The organism is Saccharopolyspora soli (assembly GCF_022678645.1).
Lineage (GTDB): Bacteria > Actinomycetota > Actinomycetes > Mycobacteriales > Pseudonocardiaceae > Saccharopolyspora > Saccharopolyspora soli.
This window is the reverse complement of record NZ_JALBWV010000066.1, coordinates 1-16,427: the sequence shown is the minus strand read 5'-3', so window position 1 is coordinate 16,427 and position 16,427 is coordinate 1. Positions and strand designations below refer to the sequence as shown.

The window sequence follows — 16,427 nt, the reverse complement described above, 5'->3', positions numbered from 1 at the left end:
GTGAGGGGCACCCGTGACCCAGTTACTTGGCCAAGGGTGCCCTTCACCCGTCACACGAACGGCTCACTGCTCGAAGCGACCAGCCTTGACCGCCCGCAAGAAGCTCGCGATATCGACAGCCAGCACCGGCCCGTCGGGATCCTTCGAATCCCGGATCAGCCCATACGGGCTCGACAACTCGACGCAGTGCGTCTCCTGGCCGCTGTAGCTGCTCTTGCGCCAACGCAATGACTCGATCATTCCCTGTCCTCCACCCAACGGAATCACTCACCGCGCAAAGCGACCGGCCCTAACCGCCCGTAGGAACACAGCGACATCAACACTCAGACGCGGGCCAGCCGGATCCTTCGAGTCCCGGATCAGGCCGCGCGGGTTGGATAACTCGACGCAGTTGCCGTTGGCATTGGAGTAGCTGGACTTCTGCCAGGCGTGAGTGCTCATCTTTCCTCCATCTCCGAAATGGTCTTTGCGATGAGGTCAAGCGAGTCGGCTTCATCCATCGCGATCTCGCTGAGCCAGGCCACAGCCTTCTGGTATTCCACGACATCGTGCTCTGTCGGGATGAAAGCACCCGAGCTGTGATGCTCGAAATGCACGACGGGCGAAGCGTCTTGGAACTCGTAGAAGACGAACGGCCCCGCCCACCCCGGATGCCACCCGATGCGCAGCGGCATCAGCTGCACCACCACGTTGGGGCGTTCGGCCATTTCCGCCAGATGCCTGAGTTGATCCAGCACAACGCCGTCAGGACCGATGGGCTCGTGCAGAGTGGCCACCCCGACCAGTGCGTGGAAGCTCACCGGATTCCGCCGAGTTAGAAGCTCGCGGCGACTCACGTTCAGCATCACTCGCAGCTCGATGTCGGTCTGCGACAACCCGGCGGCCTCCTTGACCGCCCTTGTGTAGTCGGAAGTTTGGAGGAGTCCTGGGATCACCATCGGCGACCACTCGACGATCGACGAGGCTGAACGTTCGCACTCCACAACGCCTGCGAGCTGCTGCGGAATGCCGTTCATCCCGACCGTGAGCCAGTTCGGTTCGGCCACGTTGCGCGCCAGATCGAGGATTCTCTCGCGCTCGCGCGGGGAAGCGCGAAGCACGGTCAGAATCATCGCGACCGTTTCAACGTTGGGCACCCGATGACCATTCTCCCAGTGCGAGATCTGGGTATGCGAGAACTCCAGTTGTCTCGCCAGTTCTCGTGAACCCACACCGCTGGCCATTCGGGCTTCGCGAAGAGCCGCCGACAACGCCCTGGCACGCGGCGTACCTGCGGTTGCGGCCATGCACCACATCCTATCGGTTGATCAGCGCAAACAGATCACCCAATTAGATCACTGGTGGTGCACCCTGGCAACCAACCAACATGGTGACAACGCAACCAATGGACAAGTTGCGAACCATGGAGGTGTTGGAGTTGGAGACGTGGCCCCGGTGGTTGCCTTCGCCTGGATTGCGGGCGTTGGACACGCATTTCGTGCTCCGCCGCGGTGGAGGTGGCGCGTGCGGCGCGGAGGTGATGTGGGCCGCCGTCGGGCATCCGGTCACGACCCGGCCGCGTTGTTCGGTTTGCATGCGGATCGCGGAAGCGCACAACAGGGCATCGAATCCAGCCCGATCCGACATCGCCAGGAGCGCGCCAACGCGTCAATTGCGCAAGCGGAAATGCGTCAGGCGGTCGCGCTGATCTGACCATCCACATCGGACGATGATAGGCCGGGAGGACTTGGTGATGTTCTGGTTGCAGCTGGGCACGCTCATCGCGATCAACGTCGTGATCTTCGCGATGCTGCTCATTCCCTCGCCGAACCCGCACCAGCACAGCGGCGGAGGCGAGGAAACCTACGACGTGTGGCAACTCATCGACGACGTGGAAGCCCAGCGCGAAGCCGAATACACCGGCCGCCACCGCCTTCAGCAACCACCGGACGCGGACGAGGAACCCCGAGCCGCGTGACCCCCTGAACCGGATCGGCGCGTCGACCCCTCCCCGACCATCGCGCCGATCCTCCCGGTAGCCGGGCTGCCCCCGCCCGGCTACCGGGCCCACGCGGGTTCAGGTGGGAGTCCCGCTCTCCCAACGGAACGCGCCTACCAGACCTCGCCGTCGCGCCAGTCGCAGGTCGCCAGGTCTGCGGTCAGGTCCAGCGGTGCCGTGACGGGCAGGACGAAGATGTAGCCGTCCTCGTCAGCGGTTCGCTCGAAGCCGGTGAGGGTGAGGATCGAGGTTGGGCCCTGCCACGGCTGCCAACCGCGCGCCGCGTAGAACGCCATCCCATCCTCGCTGGCACCGAGCGCACCCAGTTCGTAGGCTCCGCGCACCACGCGCTCCAGTTCGGCCATCAGCATTGCGCCGACTCCTCGGCGGCGGTAGTCGACGCGGACGCCGACCCCCTCGATGTAGCCGGTGCGCAGCGCCCGCCCGGCGTGCAGCAGTCGTCGTTGGACCACCGCGCCGTGGCCGATCAGAACACCGCCGTCCCACGCCAGGGCGTGGATGCCGCCCAGGCAGTGCTCCCAGTCGTCTTCGGTCATGTCGTCGAAAACTTCCCAGAGCAGCGCTCGGGCGGCCTTGATCGTCGCATCGTCCAGGTCGGCGGTGTGTGCGGTGCGCACTTCGGTCATACCGCCCATCCTGGCAGCGCTCAGCCTGCGCCCGCGACCGTTTTGTCCGCCAGCACCGATCGCCGGTAGCCGTAGAACGCGTACACCAGCAGCCCGACGACCATCCAGCCGACGAAGCGGAGCCAGGTGACCCAGTCGAGTGCGAAAACCGGCTCCAACCGGTTTTCGCACTCACGACCACGTCGCGGGTGCACCAGTGCGGCTCGTGCGGGGACGCCGCGCGGGGATTACAAGGTGAAGCCGGTCGGGAACGGGTCGGTCGGGTCCAGCAGGTACTGGGCCATGCCGGTGATCCAGGCCCGGCCGGTGATGGTCGGCACCACCGCGGGTCGGTCGCCGATCTGTGCGGTGTCCACCAGCCGACCGACGAACCGGGTGCCGATCAGGGATTCGTTGACGAAGTCCGTTTCCAGGTCGAGCAGGCCGCGCGCGTGCAACTGCGCCATCCGGGCGGAAGTGCCGGTGCCGCACGGGGATCGGTCGAACCAACCGGGGTGGATCGCCATCGCGTGCCGGGAGTGCTTGGCGTCGCTGCCCGGTGCTTCGAGGTAGACGTGCTTGCACCCGGCGATCCCGGCGTCCAGCGGGTGCTGTGGCCGCCGCTGCTCGTTGATGGCCGCCATGATCGCCAGACCGGCGTCCAGCATCCGGCCCTTCTCCGCCTTGTCGAAGGGAATTCCGAGATCGGCCAACGACGTGATGGCGTAGAAGTTGCCGCCGAAGGCCATGTCGTAGCCGACCGTGCCGATCCCCGGCACCTCCACCGCGGCGTCCAACTCCACCGCGAACGATGGCACGTTGCGGATGGTCACCGATTCGGCCTGCCCGTCGCGGACCGCCACTTCGGCCACCACCAGACCCGCCGGGGTGTCCAGCCGGACCGTGGTGACCGGCTCTACTACCTCCACCATCCCGGTCTCCACCAGCACCGTGGCGACCCCGATGGTGCCGTGCCCGCACATCGGCAGGCAGCCGGAGACCTCGATGTAGATCACGCCCCAGTCGGCGTCCTCGCGGGTCGCGGGCTGCAGGATCGCACCGCTCATCGCCGAGTGCCCACGCGGTTCGTTGACCAGCAACTCCCGGATGTGGTCGAGGTTATCGACGAAGTAGCGCCGCTTTTCGGCCATCGACGCACCCGGCACCACACCGACGCCGCCGGTGATCACCCGTGTCGGCATGCCTTCGGTGTGCGAGTCGACGGCGCTGAAATACCGTCGCGAACGCATCAGTTCTCCTTGCTCCGCAGGTAGTCGACCGCGCGTCGCATGTCCTCGTCGACCTGTGCCAGCATCGCCTCGGGCAGCGGTCCGCGCGGTGGGCGGCACGGACCGCCGAAGCGGCCGACGATCTCCATACCGCGCTTGATGGCCTGCACGAACTCAGTGCGCGAATCCCACCGGAACGCGGCCACCAGCGGCTCGTACAGCGCCCGCGCCTCCTCGACCTTGCCCTGCCGCGCCAGCTCGTAGAGCCGCACCGATTCGGCCGGGAAGACGTTCGGGAACCCGGCGAACCAACCGCCCGCCCCCATCAGCAGCGACTCAAGCACCACGTCGTCGGCACCCCCCACCACGTTGAGCCGGGGCGCCTGCTCGCGGATCTCCAGCACGCGTCGGACGTCGCCGGAGAACTCCTTGATCGCCACGATGTTGTCGATCTCGGCGATCTCGCGCACCAGATCGGGAGTGAGGTCGACCTTTGTGTCGATGGGGTTGTTGTAGACCATCACGGGCAGGCCCACGGCCGCGACCTGCTCGAAGTGGTGCAGCACTTCGCCGTGGTTGGCGCGGTACATCGTCGGTGGCAGGCACAGCAGCCCGTCCGCGCCGTCCTCGGCGGCCAGTTCGGCCCAGCGCCGCGCCTCGTGCGCGCTCGGTGCGTGCACGCCGACGACGACCGTGGCCCGGTCGCCGACTGTCGCGATCGCGGTCTGCGCCACCTTGCGGCGCTCCTCGTGGGTCAGCGAGGAATACTCGCCGAGCGAGCCGTTGGGACCGACGCCGTGGCAACCGTTGTCCACCACCCAGCGGCAGTGCTCCGCGTAGCGGTCGTAGTCGACTCGCAGCCCGGCCGGGGCCGACGCGTCTTCGGCGTAGGGCAACGCAGTCGCGACGACGACACCGCCGAGGTCCTTGCTAGAGCTCACTTTTCCTCCTCGTTGCTGGTTGGAATGCTTGCCAGGTCGGCGAGCCGGATGGGCGTCGCGATCGGCCTGCGGGCGGGTGTCTCGGGGTCCGGGAGCGGCTCGCCCAGCAGCTGCTCGGCGAGATCGGTGGCGTTGCGCCCGCAGATCCGGCCCTGGCAGGGGCCGAGCCCCACGCGGCACAGCAGCTTCAGCGACCGGGCGCTGTGCGCGGTGCGCTGCAGGACCGCGTCTTTCAGCGCGCGGTACGGGACTTCCTCGCACCGGCAAACCAGGGTGTCCGGTTTCAACCACTCGGACCAGCCCGATCCGATCGGATGTGACCGGGCGAGCGCCCGTGCGAACTCCCGTCCACTCCGGACATTCACAAGCGCCTCGCGCGCCTGTGCCTCCACGGTGTTCCAATTGGTGACTCCGGCGTGCACGGCCGCAGCGAGTCCGGCGACCGCGCCCTCGGCAGCGGCGAGCTGGGCGCCGCCGATCCCGGTCGTCTCACCGGCCGCGAACACCCCCGGCGTGGACGTCCGCTGCGCCGCATCCACCTCGACGAACCCGTCCACGACGCGACAGCGGGCGGCCAACGCCAGCTCCAGCTGCGGTACGAATCCGTGCCCGACGCACACCGCATCGACCTCGATACGACGCTGCGTGCCGGGGATCGGTCGCCACGCGGAGTCCACTTTGGCCGTCACCACGGTGCGAACCCGGTCGTCGCCACGGGCCTCGACGACAGTGGTGCGGATCCGGTACGGCACCCGACCGGCGAACCTGGCCGCATACCCCGCCAGTTCCGCGAGTTTGCCGAACTGCCCGGCGATCGCCGTCGATTGCCGCAGCCAAGCGGCCGGATTCCCGGCCTCCAGCACGCCGACGACCTCGGCGCCCACGTCGAGCAGCGACTCGGCGACCGGCAACAGGAACGGTCCGGTCCCGGCGACCAGCACCCGGCGGCCGACCGCGATCCGCTGGCCCTTCGCCATCGCCTGGGCGGCTCCGGCGCTGAACACGCCGGGCAGGTCCCAGCCGGGGAACGGGAGCACCCGGTCGTGCGCCCCGGTGGCCAGCACCAACGCATCAGCGCGCAACACCGACGATCGGCGATCCAGCGCATCGGCGGATCCACTTTGGACGTGCAGCACGAGCTGGTCGGGTTCGAGCGCCCACACCGTGCTGCGTGGCAAGTAGCGAATTCTCGGGTGCGCCAGGATTTCGTCGCGAAGGGCCAGGAACCGCTGCCAGTCGTGCTGGACCCGGTCCGGCCGCTGGGCCGCGAACTGCGCTGGGAGCTGGCGGTGGAACTGCCCGCCGAGCTGCTCGGCGGAGTCGACCAGCACCACCTCGGCACCAGCTCGCGCGGTCCGCACCGCGGCGTTCATGCCAGCAGGCCCGCCGCCGACGACCACGACGCTCACGACTCACCTCCCGGCAGTTGTGCACCGATTTGGGTGCGGATGACATCGCCGGGCGACACAACGCGCTGGCACGCCCGCACATCCGGCAGCCCGTTGACCACGAGCAGGCAGTCGAAGCACGCTCCGATGCCGCAGAACAGCCCGCGTGGCCGGGAGTGCTGCCTGGTGCTGCGCCACGAGGTGCGACCGATGGACATCAACACCGCCGCGACCGTCTGCCCAGCCCGAGCACTGACCGGTTCACCGTCGACCTCGACGGCGAATTCGGGCGGGTACTGCGGTCGCACCGGATCTTGCCGGTCCGACGCCAGGAACGGGCCGGTCACGCGCCCACCTCCTCGATCAGTTCGGGACGGTCCACCCGGAACGGCTTCGGATCGACGTGCGGCGGGGTCCCGGTGAACAACTCCGCGAGCAGCTGCCCGGTAGCAGCGGCGAGCCCGACCCCGGCGCCCTCGTGCCCGGTCGCATGCCACAGCCCGGCGACTCGGGGATCAGCGCCGATCACCGGCAGGTGGTCCGGCGCGTACGGCCGGAAGCCGCCATATGCGCGCAGCACCGGAACCTGCCCCAGCACTGGGAACAGCACAGCGGCCTTGCGCGCCATCTCGCGCAGCACGTGCATCCGGACGGTGTCGTCGAATCCGATGCGTTCCCGGCTCGATCCGATCAGCACGGTTCCGGCCTGGGTACTCTCGACGACGGTGGAAGTCTGCAGCTCGGCGTCACCGCTTTCCACCGCGCCGACGTAGTCGGCGTCGTAGACCTTGTGCCGCACGGTGCCCGGCGGCACCGGCGCGGTCACCAGCACCATGCCCCGGCGCGGCAGGACGGCGATCGGTGCCCCGGCGGAACTCGCGAAGTCCCCAGCCCACGGTCCGCACGCATTGACCACCGCCCCGCAGGACAAGGAACCGCCGTCGGTGCGCACCCCGGTCACGCGGCCATCGCGGCCGAGCAGCACACCGGTGGCCCTGGTCGCGGAGCGCACCGTGCCGCCGCGCCGTCGCACCGCCGCGAGCAGCGCCGACGCCGCGAGAACTGGCTGCACCTGGGCGTCTTCGGGATAGTGCACCGCCAGCGAGGTGTCCCGTGTGAGGTGCGGTTCCAGGTCGAACACCGCGCCGGATGGCAGCACCTGCGCATCGACGCCCGCATCGCGCTGTTCCGCGGCGAACGCGGTCAGCGCCTCAGCTCCGTCCACTGTGGTCGCCGCGACGACGCCGCCCTTGGCTTCCCACTCGAAATCCGCGATGTCGCCGAGTTCTTCGCGCAGTTTCCGGACCAGTTCCGGCCACCGCCGACGGCTCGCCTGCGCCAGCCGGAGTTCCGCACCCGGCGGTTTGTCCGAAACCAGCACATTGCCCTCGCCGGAGGCTGTCGTGCCCGCCGCGGGCGCACCGCGATCGAGCACATCGACGACGAATCCGGCCGCGCTGAGCGCCTCTGCGCAAGCCGCACCGACGATCCCGGCGCCGACGATCACGATGTCCGGAAGCTGCCCCATTGATCACCACCAACGTTCACTAAAATGAACGCTACAGACGTTAGGCCCCCGAACGGAGCCGGGTCAACCCCAGAATGCGCGTGGGCCAGCCAGGACGCAGCCACATCGGGTCTGTCTTACAAGCGGCGGAAGCCGCTTGCGGTGTGGGATTCAACTCGCACCGCCGCGGGTTCTCAGACGTCGCCTCGGGAGGGCAGCCCCGACTTGGTGAATTGGCATTCATGATGTCGGCGATCCCGGAGTCGAGGCGGCTGCTGAGGTGCCGCCACCCGCACCGCCACGCAGGCCAGCCCTGGAACAGTCCCTAGCCCAACGGCGGGTGGTGCCGCAGCATCGGGCTGTCGGTCTCGCTCGGGTACTCCAGCAGCAGCACCGAGGTCACCGGGCCGCCCACCGTCTCGTAGGTGTGCGGTGCCTGCGCCGGGAAGCACACGTAGTCGCCGGGCTCCAGCTCGAAAGGCGCGTCGGCCGGTCCGACCCGCAGCGTTCCCTCGGTGACCACGACGTGTTCCCGGCCGGGGTGCCCGTCGGAGTGCTGCACCTCGCCGGGGCGCACCCGCTGGTCGTAGACCTCCAGCACCGTCGAGGTCAGGTCGAGGCGGCGCAGCATCCGCAGGTCGACGGCGTTGCTGCTGAGCACCTCCAGCCCGGCCGAGCGCACCAGCACCACGTCCGGCTCGGCGCGCTCGGTCAGCAGGGTCGACACCGGCACCTGCAAAGCGTTCGACAAACTGAACACGGTCTGGATGGTCGGGTTGCCGACACCGGACTCCAGCTGGGACAGCGTGCCCTTGGCGATCCCGGAGCGCCGCGCCACCTCGGACAAGGACAAGTCCTGCTCGGCGCGCAGCGCCCGCAGATTGGCCGCCAGCACCCGAACGGCCTCCACCTGCGCCATCCCCACCTCCAGAAACCAGCGCCTCCCCGCAGAGCCTAACCGGACCAGGCCACGCCAGTCCGCAACCAACTCGTCCGATCGGGCCGAGCCACAGCACGGCCGGGGCTTCTCGCTAGCTGGTCGGCGGCGGTGGGAGGGTCATACGACGTTCTCGGGGTGCCCGCGGAAGAACGCGAGCAAGTTGTCGACCGCTGCTCGGCGAAGTCGCTCGCCCGCTTCGACGGTCTCGAATCCCGAGTGCGGGGTGAGCACGACGTTGTCCAGTTCGCGGAACAGGTTCTCCTCGATCGGCAGTGGATCGAGGTGGAAGACATCCAGTCCTGCCCCGGCGATCTGGCCGTCCTTCAGCGCATCGTACAGCGCGCGCTGGTCAACGACTGTCCCGCGCGCGGTGTTGATCAGCACGGCCGTCCGCTTCATCAGCGAAAGCTCCGCCGCACCAACGGCCTTCTCGTTCTCGAAGGTGCCACGCAGGTGGATGGAGATCGCATCAGCCGTGCTGAAGAGTTCCTGCCGGTCAACGGGCTCGATCCCCATGTCGGCTAGGCGCCCGGAATCCGCCTGGTTGCTCGCGGCTATCACCCGCATTCCCACCCCGCGACCAAGGCGGGCCAAATGCGCGCCAACGTTGCCGACGCCGAGCAGGCCCAGGGTCTTGCCAGCGATCTCTCGACCAGGAACGCGCTGCCAACGGCCATCGCGCATCCAGCGGTCATAAGCACTGATGCTCCGGAACACCGCGAAGACGAGGCCGAGCGCGAACTCCGCGACGGACAAGGAGTTCGCACCAGCAGCGTTGCACACGGTCACCCCATGACGACGAGCAGCACTCCGATCAACGTTGTCCACGCCCGCCGCCATGAGGGATATGACCTTGAGATTGCGCGCGCATCGAAATGCTTCCTCGTCGTACGAGGTTCGAGAAAGAAGGTTGATCACAGCATCGGCGCTCTCGATGCGCCGCAGAAAATCAGCGCGTGAACTCGGCGCCGTTGAGTGGAGTTCTACCCCACCAAGAGCATTGAGCGCGTCAAGAGCCGGGTGTTCCGGTGAGCCGAACACCAGAGGTTCCTGATAATCATCGGGAATGATAATCCGGTAGGAACGTGCCACGGCAGTGCTCCACGATCGGTAGTGCGGCCAAGCCGAAAGCCGGTCGGGCTACTTTTCGCCGGGGTCCGGTGGGTCGTCGGGTGACGGCATCGGTTCTTGGCGTTGGGTCTGCACTTCGAATTCGATCCGGGCTCGGTGCGCGGCCGGATGCCACAACTCGTCGAACGGTCCCATGGTCGAGCCGCCGACGCGGCGGCGACGCATCCGCGTTGCGAGCCAACCGATGCTGCCCAGGACAAAGCCCAGCACGACGACCGTCATGACGGGCACCCAGAAAGCGTCCATACGGTCAAGACTACGTCTGATGCACGGGGCAACGGTGGTGCGACAGACGGTGGACCGGTCCCGACGAACCGCCGCTGCTGGATCTGGTCCACCGCCACGCAAAACAAGTACGAAGACAGGTTCCTACGGCTGGGGGAATTGGGCTGCGTAGGTTTCGACTGCGCTTGCGATGGCTTGGAGGTTTCGGTCCAGGGCCTGGGTGTCGACGTTTTCCACCGTGTCGCAGGCTTGGTGGTAGCAGGAGTCGAATGCTTCGCCCGCTTGGCCACCCCACTTCTCCGCCTGCTCCGGGGTCTTGGACTGCTCCGCGCCGGTGAACGTGCCGCCAGCCGGGATGCCCACCTCGATGAACGGGCCGTAGTCGGAGCGGCCGTCGAAGTCGGTGCCTTCGGTGGCCACCCCGGCGGCGCCGAGCGAGTCGTTGAGCAGTTGCTCGATCTGCGCCGAGCCCTCCGGGCCGGGGCCTGCGCCCTCCCCATCGGAATCGTCGCCGTCGTAGGTGAAGTAGCCAGCGTTCGGCGAGCCGACCATGTCGAAGTTCAGGTAGGCGACGATCTTGCTGCGCTCGGCCTCGGGCAGCGTCTGCACGTAGTGCGTCGAGCCGACCAGACCTTCCTCTTCCGCCCCCCAGAACGCGAAGCGCAGCTTGTTCGTCGGGGTGGCGCCGCTGCCCGCGTAGTCCAGCGCCGCTTGCAGGATCGCCGCGGATCCGGTGCCGTTGTCGTTGATGCCCGGACCTTCGCTGACGCTGTCCAGGTGTGCACCGAACATCACCACGCTGTTGGCGTCACCGCCGGGCGTTTCGGCGAGCAGGTTGTAGGTCGGGCCGCCGAGGGCGTCGAATTCCTGGATCGTGGTGATGAATCCGGCACCGTCCAGCTGCGCCTTGACGTAGTCGAGCGACGCCCGGTAACCGGGCTGGCCAGCCGCCCGATTGCCGCCGTTGGCCTCGGCGATGGCCTGCAACTCCTGCAAGTGCTCCTGCACCGCAGCAACTCCGGTCGCCGGTGCACTGGCCGCGGTGGCCGGTAGCACCAGGACGGACACCGCAGCCAGCGCCGCTGCGGTCGCCAGTAGTGGTCGTTTCGGCATGCCGCGTCCTTCCGTCGGTAGATCCACTCCTGCGAGCGGAACGTAACGACGGGATCGCGGGCCGCGGGTGGTTTGACTGGAACTCGCCTCGACCGTCCGAAACGCGTTTTTCCCGGATTCAGCGCTATCCTTCGGGCACCAACGAGCCGAGGGGGCGTGGTGGGTGAGTCAGGTGCTCGGGGGCGCGGCCCCGCGAAGCAGCACCGCACCGTCAGCCGGGTCACCACCATCCTGGAGACCGTGGCCGCCGACCCGCACGGAGTGCGGCTGAGCGTGCTCGCTGGGGCGCTCGACGCGCCGAAGACCTCGGTGCACGGCCTGGTCAAGGGGCTGGTCGCGAACGGCTACCTGCAGGAGCACGACGGCGCTTACCTGCTCGGCCCGGCCGTCGGCGCGCTGCTCGCCTCGCCGGGTGCGCCGCTGGTCGACGCCGCCCGGCCGACGATGCAGGAACTTCGGGCAGCGTTCGACGAGACGGTCATGCTGGCCACACTCGTGGGGGATTCGGTGGTGTACCTGGAAACCATCGAGTCCACCCAGCTGATCCGCTACACCGCTCCGCTGCGGAAACGGCGCCCGATCTACCCGACCAGCACCGGCAAGTGCCTGCTGGCGCACATGGCCGCGGCCGACCGCGAGGCGTACCTGGGCGAGCACTTCCCCGATCCCGCCGAGCGAGCCGGGGTCGAGCGCGAACTCGGCGACATCGTCACCGAAGAGGTCGCCTACAACCGGGGCGAGACGGTGCCGGACGTCTCCGCGGTGGCCAGCATCGTGCTGGCACCCCGGACCACCGCGTCAGTGGCGATCGCCGGGCCGACCTCGCGGGTGGCCGACCAGCTCGACGAAATGGCCGCAGCGGTGCGCAAAGCGGCCCAGCAGATCACCCACCGACTGCGCTGACCATCGAACGGGTGAGGAGTGAGGGGCACCCTTTACCAACTTACTTGGTAAAGGGTGCCCCTCACCCCGTTCGATCAGTAGGAGCGCGGTAGGCCGAGGACGTGTTGGGAGATGTAGTTGAGCACCATCTCTTGGCTGATCGGGGCCAGCCGCATTAGTCGGGCTTCCCGGAAGTAGCGCTCGACGTGGTACTCCTTGGCGTAGCCCATCCCGCCGTGGGTCTGCACCGCGTGGTCGGCGGCCTGGAAACCCGCGTCGGCGCACAGGAATTTCGCCATGTTGGCCTCTCGTCCGCACGCCAAGCCCTGGTCGTAGCGCCACGCGGCGTTGCGGGCCATCAGCCGCGCGGCATCCAGCCGGGTCAGCGCCTCTGCCAACGGGAACGCCAGCCCCTGGTTCTGCCCGATGGGCCGACCGAAGACCTCGCGCTGCTTGGCGTAGCGGGTGGCGCGCTCAATCGCCGCCCGGCCGATGCCCAGCGCCTCGTGCGCCAGCAGGATCCGTTCCGGGTTCAATCCGTCGAGCAGGTACCGGAATCCCTCGCCCTCCGCGCCGATGCGCGCCGAGACCGGCACCCGCAGATCGTCGATCAGCACTTCGTTGGACGCCACGGCATTCCGGCCCAGCTTCGGGATCGGCCGGATGTCCACAGCGGACGGATCGATGTCCACCAGGAATAGGCTCATCCCGTCGGTCGGCTTGGCGACCTCGTCGCGCGGCGTGGTGCGGGCGACGAGCACCATCTGCTGGGCGTCACCGGCCTTGGTGATCCACACCTTGCGGCCGTTGATGACGTAGGAATCGCCGTCGCGGCGGGCGAAAGTCGTGATGCGGGTGGTGTCGGTGCCCGCGTCGGGTTCGGTGACCGCGAAGCAGATGTGCAGGCTGCCGTCGACCACCTTCGGCAGCACCTCGTGCCGCATTCCAACGCTGCCGTGCTTGACCAGCACGTTGATGCCGAAGATGGTCAGGTGCATGGTGCTGCACCCGTTCATCGCGGCGCCGGACGCGGCCACCTCCTCCAGGAGGATGGACGCTTCCTGGATGCCCATGCCGCCACCGCCGAACTCCGCCGGGATGGCGATGCCCAGCCAACCGGCCTCCGCGAAGGCGTTGTAGAACTCCCACGGGAACCGGTGCTGCTCGTCCTGCTCTGCCCAGTACTCGTCGGGGAACCGCGCGGCCAGTTCCCGCACGGCCCGCTGGATGGTCCGCTGATCGTCGGTGAGTTCGAAATCCATACCGCGATGTCCTCAGTGCTCGTCTTCGTTCTGCTGTCCGCCCTGCTGCGCTGAACCGGTTCAGGCGCAGCGCTTGGCGGGGTCAGGAGTTGACGATTCCGTCGCGGCGCAGCGCGGCGATCTGCTCCGGTGGGTAGCCGAGTTCGGCCAGCACCTCGGCGGTGTGCTGGCCCAACGTCGGCGGTGGCAGCGCGGGTTCGGGTTGGGTTTCCGAGGCGTGCACCGGGAAGCCGGTGCCCTGGTATGTGCCGATGGTCGGGTGCGGCATGCGCACCACCTGGTCGCGTTCGGCGACCCAGGGGTCTGCGTAGATGTCGGCCATCCGGTTGATCGGACCGACCGGCACCCCGGCCGCGCCGAAGGCGTCCAGCCAGTGCCGCATCGGCTTGGCGCCCAACACGGGCTCGACGAGCGCGGCCAGTTCGGCCCGGTGCGCCACCCGCTGCGAATTGCTGGCGAAACGCTCGTCGTCGGCGATGTCCAAGTCGAGCACCTGGCAGAACAGCCGCCACAGCTTCTGACTGCCGACCGCGACGTTCAGCCAGCCGTCGGCGACCTGGTACGCCTGGTACGGCGCGATCATCGGGTGGGCGGTACCGCTGCGCTCGGGCTCCCCACCGGTCTGCAGGTAGCTGCCAGCGGCGTAGATGTGCCAGGCCAACTGGGCTTCCAGCAGCGACACGTCCAGGTACTGGCCGCGACCGTTCTGGTGCCGGGCCTGCAGCGCCATCAGCACCGCGACGATCCCCCAGGTCCCGCCGTTGAGGTCGGCGACCGGCAGACCGACCTTCATCGGCGTCCCGTCCGCGTCGCCGGTCAGGTTCATCACACCGCCCATGCCCTGGGCGATCAGGTCGTAGCCGGGTCGGTCCCGGTAGCGGCCGGTCTGGCCGAACCCGGTGATCGACAGGTGGATCAGCCTCGGGTTGGCGGCGCTGAGCGAGGCGTAGTCCAGGCCCCAGCGTTCCAGGGTGCCGGGGCGGAAGTTCTCCACGAGCACGTCGGCGGCCGCGGCGAACTTCCGGATGATCTCGCGGCCCGGCTCGGTCTTGAGGTCGACGGCGATGCCGCGTTTGTTGCGGTTGGCGGCCAGGAAGTACACCGCCTCGCCACCTGCCAGGAACGGCGGACCCCAGGTGCGGGTGTCGTCGCCGTGCCCCGGCGGTTCGACCTTGACGACGTCCGCGCCCATCTCGCCGAGGAACTGCGCGCAGTACGGCCCGGCGAGGATGCGCGACAGGTCCAACACCCGGATCCCGGCCAGCGGCTTGCCCATCCCCACCTCCAGCAATGTTCGTATTTGCGAACATAGAAACCGAGACCACAGCCGTCAAGTCCAGGAACGACAACCTGATCAGTCGCAGCCGGATTCCTATATACGAATGGACTAGCGGTAGGCGATCAGGTCGCCCGGTTGGCAGCCGAGGACTTCGCAGAGCTTCGCGAGGGTGCTGAACCGGATGGCTTTGGCCTTGCCGTTCTTGAAAGGTGAGCACGCCGAGGCCGGTCAAGAAGACCACGATGGGAAACTCGTTGATGATCGCGCTGAGCGCCTCGGCGTGGACCATCGGCACAATCGCCCGTACCAGCTCCGCCCCGGCGACGGCCTTGATGACCACCGCCAACACCAGTCCGGCCACGCAGAGGTTGAACAACACGGTGGCGAACCCGGCGATCGGCGCCAGCGGGTCCTGCTTCTTCCCGCGCTTTCGTACGCATCCCTCCTCTCTCCATCGATTTATCGAAAAACGATAAACTCAGAGGCCGGTCTTGACCTCCACTTTGGTCGAGGTCATAGCGTTCGCGGTCGTGAGTGCGAAAGCGGGTTCCAACGCGCTTTCGCACTCACGGCCAACAGCGAACCCAGGGAGCACGGCATGCACGCGATTCGGCAGCACGAGTTCGGCCCCGCGGAGGTCCTCCGCTACGAAAAGGTCCCCGACCCGCGCCCAGGCCCCGGACAGGTCCGCATCGAGGTTGCTGCCGCCGGAATCCACGTGCTCGACACGATGATCCGACAGGGGAACCAGCGGGGGCCGTTCCCGCATCCGGAGCTGCCGATGACGCCTGGCCGCGAGGTCGCCGGAGTCGTGGACGAACTCGGCGAGGGCGTGGACGCCGAGTGGCTGGGGCGGCGCGTCGTGGCGCACCTGGGCCAAGCCAGCGGTGGTTACGCGGAACTTGCCGTGCGTGACGTCGAGGCCGTGCAGGCGCTGCCCGACAATGCCGATTTCGACGCAGCTGTGGCGATGATCGGCACCGGGCGGACCACGATGTCCATCCTGCGCAGCACGCCGCTGAGCGCTGATGACGTCGTGCTGGTCACCTCGGCGGCCGGTGGCATCGGCGCACTGCTGGTGCAGCACGCCAACAACATCGGCGCGACCGTGGTGGGCGCGGCTGGCGGCCGCACCAAGGTCGAAAAGGTGCGGGAGCTCGGCGCCGATGTGGCCGTCGACTACACCGCGCCGGACTGGGCGCGCGAGGTGCGCGCCGCCCTCGACGGACGCGCGGTGAACCTGGTGTTGGACGGCGCGGGTGGCGAGTACGGGCGGACGGCGTTCGACCTGCTCGGACCTGGCGGCCGAATCACCATGTATGGCAGGGAGTTCGGCGAGCACCGGTTCACCTCCGACGACCTGATCAGCCGCGCGCTGACCGCAACGGTCGCCCTCGGCCCGAACCTGCTGCGAGTGCCCATGCGGACCCTGGAGAACGAGTCGCTGGCGGCGCTCGCCGACGGCAGCCTGGTGCCGCTGGTCAACCCGCCGTTCGCATTGGCCGACGCCCCGCGGGCGCACGCCGCGCTGGAGAATCGCGAGACCTACGGCAAGGTGGTGCTTCGGCCCCGACGGTGATCCAGCGGTATTCGCCCGATCGGGGAAAGCACGGGCGGCGCAGGTAGGCGCGCTCCGCCGTCCGGCTACACCTTCCCCTTATCCCGCACCCGTTGTTCGCACTGCTGCGAAAATGGAGCGCGTATCCGCGAAGAACCGCTGATCAAGATCGGATGGCGGGCCCCGTCCGGATTGTCGTAAGGTCCCGCCCTGGTCTGGATCAACCCTCGCCTGGAGGTACCGCGTGGAACAGGTGGTTCTGCTCGACGAATCCGGTCAGCCGATCGGAGCCGAGGACAAGGCGGCCGTGCACCACCAGGACACGCCACTGCACCTCGCCTTCTCCTGTTACGTGTTCAACGACCGAG

The 16,427-nt window shown here is 68.0% G+C and carries 21 protein-coding genes and 2 pseudogenes; 6 read left to right on the top strand and 17 right to left on the bottom strand.

Annotation, left to right across the window (positions count from 1 at the left end):
* Positions 1 to 63: 63 nt before the first annotated feature.
* The 3 genes from MOQ72_RS35400 to MOQ72_RS35390 are packed head-to-tail and all read right to left on the bottom strand — an operon-like array spanning position 64 to position 1,286.
* Positions 64 to 240: a DUF397 domain-containing protein gene (locus MOQ72_RS35400; protein ID WP_242190193.1), complete on the bottom strand. Its 177-nt coding sequence runs from the start codon at positions 238 to 240 to the stop codon at positions 64 to 66.
* A 27-nt stretch (positions 241 to 267) separates the two neighbouring features.
* Positions 268 to 441: a DUF397 domain-containing protein gene (locus MOQ72_RS35395; protein WP_242190192.1), complete on the bottom strand. Its 174-nt coding sequence runs from the start codon at positions 439 to 441 to the stop codon at positions 268 to 270.
* Positions 438 to 1,286, bottom strand: a complete 849-nt coding sequence (locus MOQ72_RS35390) for a helix-turn-helix domain-containing protein (RefSeq protein WP_242190191.1) — start codon at positions 1,284 to 1,286, stop codon at positions 438 to 440. The genes MOQ72_RS35395 and MOQ72_RS35390 overlap by 4 nt, the downstream gene beginning before the upstream one ends.
* 217 nt (positions 1,287 to 1,503) lie before the next feature.
* Between MOQ72_RS35390 and MOQ72_RS35385 the strand changes: the two genes are divergently transcribed.
* Positions 1,504 to 1,692 carry a hypothetical protein gene (locus tag MOQ72_RS35385; protein WP_242190190.1) on the top strand — a complete coding sequence of 63 codons (189 nt, stop codon included), beginning with the start codon at positions 1,504 to 1,506 and terminating at the stop codon, positions 1,690 to 1,692.
* 40 nt (positions 1,693 to 1,732) lie between these two features.
* Complete coding sequence (locus tag MOQ72_RS35380; protein WP_242190189.1) at positions 1,733 to 1,957, top strand: hypothetical protein; 225 nt, start codon at positions 1,733 to 1,735, stop codon at positions 1,955 to 1,957.
* A gap of 134 nt (positions 1,958 to 2,091) precedes the next feature.
* Here the strand turns inward: MOQ72_RS35380 and MOQ72_RS35375 are convergent, their stop codons facing one another.
* The 11 genes from MOQ72_RS35375 to MOQ72_RS35325 form a co-directional block, all read right to left on the bottom strand.
* Positions 2,092 to 2,634: a GNAT family N-acetyltransferase gene (locus MOQ72_RS35375; RefSeq protein WP_372495614.1), complete on the bottom strand. Its 543-nt coding sequence runs from the start codon at positions 2,632 to 2,634 to the stop codon at positions 2,092 to 2,094.
* A gap of 11 nt (positions 2,635 to 2,645) precedes the next feature.
* Entirely contained in the window at positions 2,646 to 2,783 is a 138-nt protein-coding gene (locus tag MOQ72_RS35370; RefSeq protein WP_242190187.1) for an amino acid permease C-terminal domain-containing protein, read from the bottom strand.
* Between the two features lie 69 nt (positions 2,784 to 2,852).
* A complete protein-coding gene (locus MOQ72_RS35365; RefSeq protein WP_242190186.1) occupies positions 2,853 to 3,854 on the bottom strand; it encodes a proline racemase family protein in 1,002 nt (333 codons plus the stop codon).
* Complete coding sequence (locus MOQ72_RS35360; RefSeq protein WP_242190185.1) at positions 3,854 to 4,774, bottom strand: dihydrodipicolinate synthase family protein; 921 nt, start codon at positions 4,772 to 4,774, stop codon at positions 3,854 to 3,856. Before MOQ72_RS35360 ends, MOQ72_RS35365 begins: the two co-directional genes overlap by 1 nt.
* Complete coding sequence (locus MOQ72_RS35355) at positions 4,771 to 6,183, bottom strand: FAD-dependent oxidoreductase (RefSeq protein WP_242190184.1); 1,413 nt, start codon at positions 6,181 to 6,183, stop codon at positions 4,771 to 4,773. The genes MOQ72_RS35360 and MOQ72_RS35355 overlap by 4 nt, the downstream gene beginning before the upstream one ends.
* Entirely contained in the window at positions 6,180 to 6,470 is a 291-nt protein-coding gene (locus tag MOQ72_RS35350; RefSeq protein WP_242190220.1) for a (2Fe-2S)-binding protein, read from the bottom strand. The genes MOQ72_RS35355 and MOQ72_RS35350 overlap by 4 nt, the downstream gene beginning before the upstream one ends.
* A 35-nt stretch (positions 6,471 to 6,505) precedes the next feature.
* Positions 6,506 to 7,690 (bottom strand): NAD(P)/FAD-dependent oxidoreductase, encoded by a 1,185-nt coding sequence (locus tag MOQ72_RS35345; RefSeq protein WP_242190183.1) that lies wholly within the window; start codon positions 7,688 to 7,690, stop codon positions 6,506 to 6,508.
* Between the two features lie 304 nt (positions 7,691 to 7,994).
* On the bottom strand, positions 7,995 to 8,588 hold the full coding sequence (locus tag MOQ72_RS35340) for a helix-turn-helix domain-containing protein (protein WP_242190182.1): 594 nt from the start codon (positions 8,586 to 8,588) through the stop codon (positions 7,995 to 7,997).
* Positions 8,589 to 8,726: 138 nt separating this feature from the next.
* Complete coding sequence (locus tag MOQ72_RS35335) at positions 8,727 to 9,701, bottom strand: NAD(P)-dependent oxidoreductase (protein ID WP_242190181.1); 975 nt, start codon at positions 9,699 to 9,701, stop codon at positions 8,727 to 8,729.
* Between the two features lie 48 nt (positions 9,702 to 9,749).
* Positions 9,750 to 9,986: a hypothetical protein gene (locus tag MOQ72_RS35330; RefSeq protein ID WP_242190180.1), complete on the bottom strand. Its 237-nt coding sequence runs from the start codon at positions 9,984 to 9,986 to the stop codon at positions 9,750 to 9,752.
* Positions 9,987 to 10,109: 123 nt separating this feature from the next.
* On the bottom strand, positions 10,110 to 11,078 hold the full coding sequence (locus MOQ72_RS35325; RefSeq protein WP_242190179.1) for a M28 family metallopeptidase: 969 nt from the start codon (positions 11,076 to 11,078) through the stop codon (positions 10,110 to 10,112).
* Between the two features lie 159 nt (positions 11,079 to 11,237).
* Between MOQ72_RS35325 and MOQ72_RS35320 the strand changes: the two genes are divergently transcribed.
* Positions 11,238 to 11,981: an IclR family transcriptional regulator gene (locus tag MOQ72_RS35320; protein ID WP_242190178.1), complete on the top strand. Its 744-nt coding sequence runs from the start codon at positions 11,238 to 11,240 to the stop codon at positions 11,979 to 11,981.
* 74 nt (positions 11,982 to 12,055) lie between these two features.
* Here MOQ72_RS35320 and MOQ72_RS35315 read toward each other — a convergent pair whose 3' ends face one another.
* The 3 genes and pseudogenes from MOQ72_RS35315 to MOQ72_RS35305 all read right to left on the bottom strand — a co-directional run.
* Entirely contained in the window at positions 12,056 to 13,222 is a 1,167-nt protein-coding gene (locus tag MOQ72_RS35315) for an acyl-CoA dehydrogenase family protein (protein WP_242190177.1), read from the bottom strand.
* 82 nt (positions 13,223 to 13,304) lie between these two features.
* Positions 13,305 to 14,498, bottom strand: a complete 1,194-nt coding sequence (locus MOQ72_RS35310) for a CaiB/BaiF CoA transferase family protein (RefSeq protein WP_242190176.1) — start codon at positions 14,496 to 14,498, stop codon at positions 13,305 to 13,307.
* Between the two features lie 111 nt (positions 14,499 to 14,609).
* Positions 14,610 to 14,705: pseudogene (locus MOQ72_RS35305) on the bottom strand (helix-turn-helix domain-containing protein); the annotation flags it as partial.
* 38 nt (positions 14,706 to 14,743) lie between these two features.
* Here MOQ72_RS35305 and MOQ72_RS35300 point away from each other — a divergent pair.
* From MOQ72_RS35300 to MOQ72_RS35290, 3 genes and pseudogenes are all read left to right on the top strand, one after another.
* The gene (locus MOQ72_RS35300; protein ID WP_242190175.1) at positions 14,744 to 14,977 is read left to right on the top strand and encodes a hypothetical protein; all 234 of its coding nucleotides are present in this window, start codon (positions 14,744 to 14,746) and stop codon (positions 14,975 to 14,977) included.
* Between the two features lie 122 nt (positions 14,978 to 15,099).
* Positions 15,100 to 16,080, top strand: coding sequence for a zinc-binding dehydrogenase (locus tag MOQ72_RS35295; protein WP_242190174.1), 981 nt, complete (start codon positions 15,100 to 15,102; stop codon positions 16,078 to 16,080).
* Between the two features lie 223 nt (positions 16,081 to 16,303).
* Positions 16,304 to 16,427, top strand: a pseudogene (locus tag MOQ72_RS35290) (isopentenyl-diphosphate Delta-isomerase); the annotation flags it as partial.

What these genes read in the sequence shown, in the direction of transcription:
- MOQ72_RS35400 (WP_242190193.1), bottom strand. Translation starts at nt 240, where the DNA reads ATGATCGAGTCATTGCGTTGGCGCAAGAGCAGCTACAGCGGCCAGGAG.
- MOQ72_RS35395 (WP_242190192.1), bottom strand. Translation starts at nt 441, where the DNA reads ATGAGCACTCACGCCTGGCAGAAGTCCAGCTACTCCAATGCCAACGGC.
- MOQ72_RS35390 (WP_242190191.1), bottom strand. Translation starts at nt 1,286, where the DNA reads ATGGCCGCAACCGCAGGTACGCCGCGTGCCAGGGCGTTGTCGGCGGCT.
- MOQ72_RS35380 (WP_242190189.1), top strand. Translation starts at nt 1,733, where the DNA reads ATGTTCTGGTTGCAGCTGGGCACGCTCATCGCGATCAACGTCGTGATC.
- MOQ72_RS35375 (WP_372495614.1), bottom strand. Translation starts at nt 2,634, where the DNA reads ATGGGCGGTATGACCGAAGTGCGCACCGCACACACCGCCGACCTGGAC.
- MOQ72_RS35365 (WP_242190186.1), bottom strand. Translation starts at nt 3,854, where the DNA reads ATGCGTTCGCGACGGTATTTCAGCGCCGTCGACTCGCACACCGAAGGC.
- MOQ72_RS35345 (WP_242190183.1), bottom strand. Translation starts at nt 7,690, where the DNA reads ATGGGGCAGCTTCCGGACATCGTGATCGTCGGCGCCGGGATCGTCGGT.
- MOQ72_RS35340 (WP_242190182.1), bottom strand. Translation starts at nt 8,588, where the DNA reads ATGGCGCAGGTGGAGGCCGTTCGGGTGCTGGCGGCCAATCTGCGGGCG.
- MOQ72_RS35330 (WP_242190180.1), bottom strand. Translation starts at nt 9,986, where the DNA reads ATGGACGCTTTCTGGGTGCCCGTCATGACGGTCGTCGTGCTGGGCTTT.
- MOQ72_RS35325 (WP_242190179.1), bottom strand. Translation starts at nt 11,078, where the DNA reads ATGCCGAAACGACCACTACTGGCGACCGCAGCGGCGCTGGCTGCGGTG.
- MOQ72_RS35315 (WP_242190177.1), bottom strand. Translation starts at nt 13,222, where the DNA reads ATGGATTTCGAACTCACCGACGATCAGCGGACCATCCAGCGGGCCGTG.
- MOQ72_RS35310 (WP_242190176.1), bottom strand. Translation starts at nt 14,498, where the DNA reads ATGGGCAAGCCGCTGGCCGGGATCCGGGTGTTGGACCTGTCGCGCATC.
- MOQ72_RS35300 (WP_242190175.1), top strand. Translation starts at nt 14,744, where the DNA reads ATGGGAAACTCGTTGATGATCGCGCTGAGCGCCTCGGCGTGGACCATC.
- MOQ72_RS35295 (WP_242190174.1), top strand. Translation starts at nt 15,100, where the DNA reads ATGCACGCGATTCGGCAGCACGAGTTCGGCCCCGCGGAGGTCCTCCGC.